Genomic DNA, 7,789 nt, shown 5'->3' on the forward strand with positions numbered 1-7,789 from the left:
TATGTTATAATTTGATGTTTCGAGTTATATTAGCTGATCTGTTCACTGGTTTTGCCGAATCGGCGTTCCCTTTGTTGGTATTCCCAAATGGCTTTGTAGAGTTCTTCTTTGTCGAAGTCCGGCCAGAAGGTATCACAAAAATAAAGCTCCGAATAAGCACATTGCCATAGAAGGTAATTGCTTAGCCGGATTTCTCCTCCCGTTCGGATCAGTAAATCCGGATCGGGCATAAAATTAGTATCCAGATGAGATGAGATACACTCATCGGTTATTTGCTCGGGAGATATTTCTCCCGTTTTTACTTGCGTTGCTATTTGCCGTACCGCTTCTGTTATTTCCCAACGGGATGAGTAACTAAGAGCTAGTACCATATACATTCCACTATTTTTGGACGTGCGTTCTATACATGACGTCAAACTTTTCTGAACTTCAACCGGTAACTTCTTGAAATCACCGATTACGTTGAAGCGAATATTGTTCTTCATCAGTGTCTCTTCTTCAATAGATTCTAGCAATAGATTCATCAAAGCCGCTATCTCGTCTTGCGGCCGATTCCAGTTCTCGGTTGAGAAGGTATAAAGTGTCAAGTACTTAATCCCCAGTCTGGCAGCATCTTCAGTAATATTCTGTACCGTTTCTGCGCCAGCACGGTGACCGTAAGTACGTTCTTCCCCTCGTTGTTTTGCCCATCGTCCGTTTCCATCCATAATGATGGCTACGTGTTGTGGTATCCGAGTTTTGTCTATTTGTTCTATATAGGACATCTTTTTATTTTAAACGTATACGTTTTTATTTCCCGGCATTTGCCAAATCAAACCATAGCTGATTAAGACGACCACGCCAAACTTCTGAATCATGACTATAAGGTCCCCTGACTTTAGATTCGGTAGCTCGAGTTTCTTCAGCTTTTTCTACTTCTTCAGTGAAAGTAATGTTTTTTTCTTTACCGAATAAAACATAGATAAACTTATTTTCTGTATCTTGCACTATAGAATAGTTCTTTCTTCCTCTGAATTCCGGTTTTTCTATACTCGGAGTAAAACCAGATTCATTCCAGTCCTGATGGGGGAAGGAGAATTTTTTATTTGCTTTTTGCCAGGCTATTCCTTCGTTTGGAGAAACATAGATTGATTCGAACTCGTTTCCAAACACATAAAAAAGTTCGTTATAATAAATAACGGTTGGATTATCAAATGCCGGACAGTAAGCTGTTGTAGATTTTGTTCCCAACTTAGCCCAAACATTACCGTCATATCCCCATGCAATAGTAATAGGAACTTTCTTATTATTAATATCGATCTCTATTGCAGGTTCATGCTTTCCTACGATGATATTACGATAGTAACTACTTCCTTTATTAAAGGTTGTGTAAGAAATGTTGTCCACAGGGAATTCCTTGTCCGCTTCTTCGATTTCTTTTTCTGAATCCGTTGAACCTAGCTCTGATTCTAATATTGAATAAATATATTGTTTTCCGCTTTCAGTTTTGATATAGGTTATTTTAGTATCAGTATCTACAGGTATTTTTGAGATAAATGTTTTTACATTGCCGGAGAATTTATCAGAAACTGCCCAAGCAACACCATCTGTTGATTCATATACTTTATTATTAGCGGTCGCTAATATGATTCCATTCAGAGGAAGTATAGAATTAGGTAGTGTACTGGTAAGATCACCTGTAGTATTGGTCCCTGCCGCTGTCCAATTTGAATAGTTGCTGTTTTGGTATACTTTCAAATTTCCTCCTTCTACTATGGAATAGGTAAGGATTTTATTGTTGAATTCAATCGTTTTTTGTTCTCCAATGATCTCGTCCTGCATTTTACCTACATAATCCCATCTCAACGAATCCGGATCATGCTTGTGCACATTTACTTTGATCTTGTATTCCTTAGTCTGATTAGGAGATATACCCGCTAATGCTTCTGTTGACCATACTTTTATAGTAAGTTCTTTCCGAAGATCGATCGAATCATTGATGTTTAAAACGGAATCGTTTCCGCTTTTGTCCTTCATCGTAACGACACCTGATGCCGTTGTTAATGTTTTGATTAAAATCTTGTCAATGATGGTATCGGCATGAACAGGAAGAGAGTCTTCGTTATAGATTTCACGTGATAATTGGTCAATAGTGAATTTATAACTCCCAAGGCCTGCTGTGTCAAGTGCAAACGCATGTATAGTTGCATCCGGGCTATATTCGATGTTATTATCGTCATCAAGACATGACGTTATAACAAATGACACCATGAAAAAACTCGCAATGAATGATAAAAACTTTATTTTCATTTGAAAGATTGTGTTTATTTACAAGTTGCAAAAATAGAAACATTTTTTCCGATAATGAACATTACAGGTAAGTTTTATATAAAATTATAGATAATAACACTGTTTTTATCGACGTAAAACCCCCTGAATAGAACTATCTTAGCTATATTCGACGAACATAATGCCAAATTTGTCTTTCGAAGTGTTCTTCTATCGAATAACTAAAATTATCGTCCATTTGAGGTGCTTTAACACCGGAGTGTAACCGGCCGGGGCACTTTTCGATATAGGCTTCATCCCATAGCTCATTATCAATGAATGATTGCAGCAATTGTCTGCCTCCTTCCACCAATAATGATTGTATTTTTCGTTGATACAATGCTTCCATGATCTGTTTCAATGGGTTATGGTTAAAGTTGATGGTGATATATGTGATGTTCTTTTTTTCTGGCTGTTGCTTTTCAGTAAAGATAAATGTAGGCACGTTGCCATCGAATATTTGTAAATCATTAGGGAGGGATAGCGTGCGATCTAACACAACGCGTATCGGGTTGTGCCCATACCAGTTGCGTACCGTAAGTGACGGATTATCCAATAAAGCAGTTCGCCTGCCTACCATAATCGCATCCGCCTCCGCTCTTTTTTTATGCACTAACATGGAAGTAAGAGGAGAGGAGAGGACTACCGGTTTTCCGTCTGTACGTTCTATATCAATAAAGTGATCGGCTGATTCTGCCCATTTCAGTGTAATGAAAGGACGGTGAAGCGTATTAAAAGTGATAAAACGGCGAATCAGCGATTTACATTCTTCCTCTAATACACCAACTCTCACTTCTCGTCCGGCATCCCGTAATTTCTGAATTCCCCGTCCGGCCACTTCTGAAAAAGGGTCTTGGCAACCGATAACAATGCGTGGTATCTGCTTCTCTATAATAAGATCGGCACAAGGAGGCGTTTTCCCATAGTGGGAACAAGGCTCCAGACTGACATAAATCGTAGAACGTTTCAACAATGACTCATCTTTGACAGAACGGATCGCATTAACCTCCGCATGCGCCTCGCCACAGCGAATGTGGTAACCTTCGCCGATAATTCGCCCGTCACATACGATAACGGCCCCTACCATCGGGTTTGGAGATACGTTGCATAACCCATTCTTTGCAAGCTCAATGCAACGTCTCATGTATTTTTCTTCTTCCATTTTGGTGCTCTTCGCCATATTATTCTTACTTTTGCACTCCGAAATTGTGAAAATATGAATCGTATCACCGCTTACATTCGCCAATCTTTGCAGGAAATCTATCCACCGGAGGAGGTAAAAGCCCTTTCGATGCTGATTTGTTGCGACATGTTAGGTTTAGATGCGCTTGATATTTACATGGGCAAAGATATAATTTTATCCGAATGCAAACAGCGTGAATTAGAAAACATTATATTCCGTTTACAGAAAAATGAACCTATACAGTACATTCGTGGTATTGCGGAGTTTTGTGGAAGGAATTTTAAGGTTGCTTCCGGCGTACTGATTCCCCGGCCGGAGACCGCGGAGCTTGTGGAACTAATAGTAGAGGAGAATCCAAATGCTCGTCGTCTATTAGATATAGGTACGGGAAGCGGATGTATTGCGATCTCTTTGGATAAAAAACTTCCGGATGCAGAAGTAGAAGCTTGGGATATTTCGGAAGAAGCATTGGCTATTGCTCGTAAAAACAATGACGCCTTGGAAGCTCGGGTGAGATTTCTACAAAGAGATGTTCTGGCCGATGACTGGGAAAAGATACCGTCTTTCGATGTTATTGTCAGCAATCCGCCTTATGTGACCGAAATGGAAAAGAACGAAATGGACGCTAATGTCCTTGAATGGGAACCGGGGCTGGCCCTGTTTGTTCCTGACGAGGATCCTTTACGGTTTTATAATCGTATAGCCCGTCTGGGAAGTGAATTGCTCTTGCCGGGTGGGAAACTTTATTTTGAAATCAACCAGGCCTATGGCCAGGAAACAGCACACATACTTGAAATGAACCAATATCGTGATGTTCGTGTTATAAAAGACATATTTGGAAAAGATAGAATAGTTACAGCTAACCGATGAGTGCACAATTAACTGATGAAGAGGCTTTAAATCGCGTAGCCTCTTACTGCTCCACTGCCGAGCATTGCCGGGCAGAAATAAATGAGAAGTTACAACGTTGGGGAATTGCCTATGATACCATTGCGCGTATTCTTGACCGACTGGAATCAGAGAAGTTTATCGATGATGAACGTTTCTGCAGAGCTTTTGTGAATGACAAGTTCCGCTTTGCCAAGTGGGGGAAAATGAAAATAGCCCAAGGGCTTTATATGAAGAAGATCCCATCTGATGTGGCATGGCGTTATTTGAACGAGATTGATGAAGAAGAATACCTTTCTATTCTGCGTGACCTGTTGGCTTCCAAACGGAAAAGTATCCATGCAGCAGACGATTATGAATTGAATGGAAAGTTGATGCGATTCGCTATGAGTCGTGGCTTTGAACTGAAAGATATTAAGCGTTGTATCGACATTCCCGATGAAGAGGAACAAATTGACTGAAAAAATAAACGGATTCTTCTTTTTATTCTCGTTCAATTTCTGTACTTTTGCGGCAAATAATTAATAGTTAGTTTAGTTATGAAAAACTTAGAGAGACTATTTGCGGAGAAACTGTTGAAGATTAAGGCTATTAAACTTCAACCCGCTAACCCTTTTACATGGGCTTCTGGATGGAAATCCCCCTTTTACTGTGACAACCGTAAAACTCTGTCCTATCCTTCTCTTCGTAATTTTGTGAAGATTGAAATTACACGTCTGATATTGGAACGATTCGGACAGGTGGATGCGATTGCTGGTGTGGCTACAGGTGCTATCCCGCAGGGAGCTTTAGTGGCTGATGCATTGAATCTGCCGTTCGTGTATGTTCGTTCTACCCCCAAAGATCATGGATTGGAGAACCTGATTGAAGGTGAACTTCGTCCGGGTATGAAAGTCGTAGTCGTAGAGGATTTGATTTCTACAGGTGGTAGTAGTTTGAAGGCTGTTGAAGCAATTCGTCGCGATGGTTGCGAAGTGATCGGTATGGTTGCAGCTTATACGTATGGATTCCCGGTAGCAGAAGAGGCATTCAAAAATGCGAAGGTGACTTTGGTAACGTTGACCAATTATGAAGCAGTGCTTGATGTTGCTCTTCGTACAGGTTATATTGAAAAAGAAGACATACAGACATTGAACGAATGGCGTAAAGACCCTGCTCATTGGGATGCTGGAAAATAAGATTCATTTTTTGATCAAACATATTTGGTAAAAAGAACTGTTCGGACAATATTTGGCCGGATTGTTCTTTTTTTGTTTTATACTAATAGAAGTTTATGAGTAATTTTGAGAGTAGTGTCAAGGTAATACCTTACAGCCAGGAGCGCGTATATAATAAACTTTCGGATTTAAGTAATCTGGAAGCAGTCAAAGACCGTTTGCCAAAAGATAAGGTGCAGGATTTGAGTTTTGATTCGGACACGTTGAGTTTTAGTGTTTCCCCTATTGGGCAATTGACTTTGCAAATTGTAGAGCGCGATCCTTGTAAATGTATAAAGTTGGCGACAACTAACTCTCCTCTTCCTTTTAATATGTGGATTCAACTGGTTGAAACTGCAGAAGAAGAGTGTAAAGTGAAGGTTACTATCGGAATGGATCTTAATCCATTTATGAAAGCAATGGTGCAGAAACCTCTCCAGGAAGGTTTGGAGAAGATGGTTGATATGCTGGCAGTTATTGAATATTAAACTTTTTTTTATGGCACAGAAACTTTGGGAGAAGTCCGTACAGGTAAATAAGGATATCGAACGTTTCACGGTAGGTCGTGATCGTGAGATGGATCTTTATTTGGCCAAGCATGATGTGCTTGGTTCTATGGCTCATATTACGATGCTTGAAAGCATTGGGTTGTTGAAAAAAGAAGAACTGGACCAGTTGCTGGTGGAATTGAAGAGTATTTATGCCTCGGCCGAAAAAGGTGAATTTGTGATAGAAGACGGGGTGGAAGATGTACATTCGCAGGTAGAATTGATGTTGACCCGTCGTTTGGGTGATATCGGAAAGAAAATACATAGTGGCCGTTCCAGAAATGATCAGGTTCTGTTGGACTTGAAACTTTTTACCCGTACGCAAATAAAAGAGGTTGCCGAAGCGGTGGAACAACTATTTCATGTCTTGATCCGTCAGAGCGAACGATATAAAAACGTTTTGATGCCGGGGTATACACACTTGCAGATTGCAATGCCTTCTTCTTTTGGCTTGTGGTTTGGTGCCTATGCCGAGAGTCTTATGGACGATATGCTGTTTTTGCAGGCAGCATTTAAAATGTGCAATCGTAATCCATTAGGTTCAGCAGCCGGATATGGTTCGTCTTTTCCTTTGAACCGTACCATGACGACTGACTTATTAGGTTTTGATTCAATGAATTACAATGTTGTATATGCTCAAATGGGGCGTGGAAAGATGGAACGCAATGTTGCTTTTGCATTGGCTACGATTGCCGGAACAATCTCCAAATTAGCTTTTGACGCCTGTATGTTTAACAGTCAAAACTTCGGTTTCGTCAAGTTGCCCGATGACTGCACCACAGGATCCAGCATTATGCCTCATAAGAAGAATCCTGATGTGTTTGAATTGACACGTGCTAAATGTAATAAATTGCAATCGCTTCCCCAACAGATTATGATGATTGCGAACAATCTGCCTTCCGGCTATTTCCGTGATTTGCAGATTATCAAAGAAGTTTTCCTTCCTGCTTTTCAGGAATTGAAAGACTGTTTGCAGATGACAACCTATATCATGAATGAAATAAAGGTAAATGAACATATTCTTGATGATGACAAATACCTTCTTATTTTTAGTGTGGAAGAGGTAAATCGTTTGGCACGTGAAGGTATGCCTTTCCGTGATGCATATAAAAAGGTAGGTTTGGATATTGAAGCAGGTAAATTCTCGCATACTAAAGAAGTACACCATACTCATGAAGGTAGTATTGGTAACCTTTGTAATGCAGAAATCTCCGCATTGATGCAGCAAGTGATTGATGGATTCAACTTTTGTGGAATGGAGAAAGCGGAGAAAGCACTGCTTGGAAGATAAAATAAACTTTCGGAGGATAGTTTTTTAAACTTTCCTCCGAAAAGATTTGGCAGAAACAAGTAAACTACTTATCTTTGCACCCGTTGAAAAAACGCGGAAATAGCTCAGTTGGTAGAGCATAACCTTGCCAAGGTTAGGGTCGCGAGTTCGAGTCTCGTTTTCCGCTCTTTCTTTGAAAGGATGCTCGAATGGTGGAATGGTAGACACGAAGGACTTAAAATCCTTTGGCCATTGCGGCTGTGCGGGTTCAAGTCCCGCTTCGAGTACGAGTATTCTTTATAAGGCTTTATGAATCATTGATTCATGAAGCCTTTTTTGTTTTTATGGGTGTATAATATACATTTTATTTATTTTCTGGAAAGCTCTATATGATAGC

8 protein-coding genes and 2 tRNA genes are annotated in these 7,789 nt (G+C 40.1%); 7 read left to right on the plus strand and 3 right to left on the minus strand.

From position 1 onward, the window contains the following. Positions 1 to 29: 29 nt before the first annotated feature. The 3 genes from LPH68_RS07750 to ribD form a co-directional block, all read right to left on the minus strand. Positions 30 to 764: an isoprenyl transferase gene (locus LPH68_RS07750; RefSeq protein WP_004313004.1), complete on the minus strand. Its 735-nt coding sequence runs from the start codon at positions 762 to 764 to the stop codon at positions 30 to 32. Between the two features lie 25 nt (positions 765 to 789). Then, a complete protein-coding gene (locus tag LPH68_RS07755; RefSeq protein ID WP_151923192.1) occupies positions 790 to 2,289 on the minus strand; it encodes a DUF6242 domain-containing protein in 1,500 nt (499 codons plus the stop codon). Positions 2,290 to 2,431: 142 nt separating this feature from the next. Beyond that, positions 2,432 to 3,487: a bifunctional diaminohydroxyphosphoribosylaminopyrimidine deaminase/5-amino-6-(5-phosphoribosylamino)uracil reductase RibD gene (gene ribD, locus LPH68_RS07760; protein WP_151923193.1), complete on the minus strand. Its 1,056-nt coding sequence runs from the start codon at positions 3,485 to 3,487 to the stop codon at positions 2,432 to 2,434. Positions 3,488 to 3,523: 36 nt separating this feature from the next. On the opposite strand from ribD, the gene prmC reads away from it, so the two are divergent. The 7 genes from prmC to LPH68_RS07795 all read left to right on the plus strand — a co-directional run bounded on the left by prmC (position 3,524) and on the right by LPH68_RS07795 (position 7,679). Beyond that, positions 3,524 to 4,360, plus strand: a complete 837-nt coding sequence (prmC, locus tag LPH68_RS07765; RefSeq protein ID WP_151923194.1) for a peptide chain release factor N(5)-glutamine methyltransferase — start codon at positions 3,524 to 3,526, stop codon at positions 4,358 to 4,360. After that, on the plus strand, positions 4,357 to 4,839 hold the full coding sequence (locus tag LPH68_RS07770) for a regulatory protein RecX (protein ID WP_004299786.1): 483 nt from the start codon (positions 4,357 to 4,359) through the stop codon (positions 4,837 to 4,839). The genes prmC and LPH68_RS07770 overlap by 4 nt, the downstream gene beginning before the upstream one ends. 78 nt (positions 4,840 to 4,917) lie before the next feature. After that, positions 4,918 to 5,556: an orotate phosphoribosyltransferase gene (gene pyrE / locus LPH68_RS07775; protein ID WP_004313008.1), complete on the plus strand. Its 639-nt coding sequence runs from the start codon at positions 4,918 to 4,920 to the stop codon at positions 5,554 to 5,556. A 95-nt stretch (positions 5,557 to 5,651) separates the two neighbouring features. Further along, entirely contained in the window at positions 5,652 to 6,062 is a 411-nt protein-coding gene (locus LPH68_RS07780) for an SRPBCC family protein (protein WP_008024483.1), read from the plus strand. Positions 6,063 to 6,072: 10 nt separating this feature from the next. Continuing rightward, on the plus strand, positions 6,073 to 7,413 hold the full coding sequence (gene argH / locus LPH68_RS07785; RefSeq protein ID WP_151923195.1) for an argininosuccinate lyase: 1,341 nt from the start codon (positions 6,073 to 6,075) through the stop codon (positions 7,411 to 7,413). 93 nt (positions 7,414 to 7,506) lie between these two features. After that, positions 7,507 to 7,579, plus strand: a tRNA-Gly gene (locus LPH68_RS07790). Between the two features lie 16 nt (positions 7,580 to 7,595). After that, positions 7,596 to 7,679 (plus strand) — tRNA-Leu (locus LPH68_RS07795). Positions 7,680 to 7,789: the final 110 nt, after the last annotated feature.

Origin of the sequence: Bacteroides sp. 1_1_30 (genome assembly GCF_020982715.1) — a bacterium.
Taxonomy (GTDB): domain Bacteria; phylum Bacteroidota; class Bacteroidia; order Bacteroidales; family Bacteroidaceae; genus Bacteroides; species Bacteroides xylanisolvens.

Excerpts from the sequence above, each read along its gene's own strand:
- LPH68_RS07750 (WP_004313004.1), bottom strand. The coding sequence starts at position 764 with ATGTCCTATATAGAACAAATAGACAAAACTCGGATACCACAACACGTA.
- argH (WP_151923195.1), top strand. The coding sequence starts at position 6,073 with ATGGCACAGAAACTTTGGGAGAAGTCCGTACAGGTAAATAAGGATATC.
- pyrE (WP_004313008.1), top strand. The coding sequence starts at position 4,918 with ATGAAAAACTTAGAGAGACTATTTGCGGAGAAACTGTTGAAGATTAAG.
- LPH68_RS07780 (WP_008024483.1), top strand. The coding sequence starts at position 5,652 with ATGAGTAATTTTGAGAGTAGTGTCAAGGTAATACCTTACAGCCAGGAG.
- LPH68_RS07755 (WP_151923192.1), bottom strand. The coding sequence starts at position 2,289 with ATGAAAATAAAGTTTTTATCATTCATTGCGAGTTTTTTCATGGTGTCA.
- ribD (WP_151923193.1), bottom strand. The coding sequence starts at position 3,487 with ATGGCGAAGAGCACCAAAATGGAAGAAGAAAAATACATGAGACGTTGC.
- LPH68_RS07770 (WP_004299786.1), top strand. The coding sequence starts at position 4,357 with ATGAGTGCACAATTAACTGATGAAGAGGCTTTAAATCGCGTAGCCTCT.
- prmC (WP_151923194.1), top strand. The coding sequence starts at position 3,524 with ATGAATCGTATCACCGCTTACATTCGCCAATCTTTGCAGGAAATCTAT.